This is a genomic window from Flavobacterium zubiriense (assembly GCF_041729725.1).
Taxonomy (GTDB): Bacteria; Bacteroidota; Bacteroidia; order Flavobacteriales; family Flavobacteriaceae; genus Flavobacterium; species Flavobacterium zubiriense.
The window spans coordinates 1-1,960 of the sequence record NZ_JBCFQL010000025.1 but is presented as its reverse complement, the minus strand read 5'-3'; the positions used below and the strand labels follow the sequence as shown (position 1 = coordinate 1,960).

Genomic DNA, 1,960 nt, shown 5'->3' with positions numbered 1-1,960 from the left:
TCCTTTAGCATCAGTTACTGTTACAGTATAAGTTCCGGCTGTCAATCCCGTAGCTGTAGCTGTATTTTGAACAGGAGAAGTATTCCAGCTATATGAGTAACCTGCAGTTCCGCCTGTTGCTGAAGCAGTAGCTTGTCCGTTGTTGCCCCCAAAACAAGATACATTAGTTGAAGCGTAGATTGCAACATTAGGCGTAGGATTTATAGTTAAAGTTACAGGAGTTCTAGTTAAGCTAGAACAAGTTCCATTAGAAGCTTGTGCATAGTAAGTCACAGTTCCTACAGCGTTAAGAATGGGATTTGTAACGATACTTCCACCACTTCCTTGATTGTACCAAGTAATGCTACCGCCTGTTGCAGTCGCGGTAAGAGTTTGGATAGGGGAGGTTTGGCAAACGATTTGATCGCCTCCAGAAGTTGGTGCATTAGGTGCAGGGGATACTGTTATTGTGGCTTCACTTGTAGCAATAGTACTTCCAGAACACAAACCAGAATTTATAAATAGAGCTCTAAATTTTGTCGTCTGAGTTAAATTAGTTGCAGTATGAGTAGTTGTTGTATTAACTATGTCTGTCCATGTAGTGAATGGACTAACTGACGATTGCCATTTAACGATAGAAGAACTACCAGTGACACCTGTTACTGTTAATAGAGGACTGTCACTACCTGAGCATATTGTAGCATCGGGACTTACATCTCCTTTTAAGGGAATTCCAAACGTTAGAGGAGTATCAATACATCTGCTTGAATTAGCGGAGTTACCACTAACAGATGCTAATTTGGTGATATTGATTATCCCTGGGGTATTTGCATCACAAATGTTAAAACCAATACTACCAAAAGGGATATTAAATTCTAAAAAGGAACCACTACCATTACAACCAGTAGCACTTCCACTCTGAGCAGCGAGTCCATTATTTACAACAAGTGGAGTTAAAGTACTTTCATTTCCAGAATATAAATTGAAAGTATTAGCGTTGGAATTAATTTCTAGAATATATTCGGCACCAGCTACAGATAATGCACCTCCAAATGAATCTGATGTTAGCCCAGTTAGAGGGTTATTATCCGTATCTAAATACAGTCTGAAAAGAGCAGCTCCTCCATTACCAATATTCATGCCTAATCTTAGTACTTGAGCTTGCGTATCTACTTTAGCACGAATTGTCCCAATTTGACATGTTGAAGAAGGGTTAGGGTTTAATTGTTGACTAAAAACTATTCCAGTAGCATACTCATCACCTGAGACGCCTGGTCCTGGGCAATAATCACCATCAAAGGTATCTTGAGCAAAACCATTTATTATACTAGAAAGTAATAACAATAAAACAAATAGAATGGTTTGTTTCAACTTTTGTGTGGGTAGATTTGTTTCCATATTCTAAACTATTTAAATATTTGACAATAGAAATGTTATTGTAATTTTTGATTATAATCAAATTATGCTTGAATTCAGAATTTGCCAAAAAGTAGTAGGTTAAAAAAAATGGGATTTATATTTTTTTTTGCTTGATATTAACGAATATTTTTAAGTTAGAAGCTGTTGTAGGTTTTGGGGAAAAATCAAATAAATAAGAATCTGCTTTTTTGAAGTTTAAAAAAGATATTAGTTATAATCAATGAATTAAAATTAATTTAGAAAAATAATTTTAAAGAATTTAGTATATGTTGTTTGTCTTTATGTCTAAAAAACAACATTAAGCATCAAAATATTTTTACTTTTTTATTTGTAATAAATTTAAGAATAATTAACGAGAATGATTTTTTTAGTCTATCAATAGCCTGAAAAGTCGTTTAAATGTAATTTTTTTTAAAAAAACAAATAATTCTTACTAATTACTTTGTTCTGTATTTATAGTCAACTACTTCAATTACAAATTAAGATGTGATTCTAGTCCATAAAAAAACCTCGAAAGAATAAACATTCGAGGTTTGTTAATTTTAGAAATTGTAGATGTGGA

At 33.4% G+C, this 1,960-nt stretch carries 1 protein-coding gene; it reads right to left on the bottom strand.

Features of this window, described 5'->3' with window-relative positions:
• Positions 1–1,377 (bottom strand): SprB repeat-containing protein (locus AAGV28_RS15360; RefSeq protein WP_373407634.1); only part of this gene is annotated, 1,377 nt, incomplete at its 3' end.
• Between the last annotated feature and the right edge of the window lie 583 nt (positions 1,378–1,960).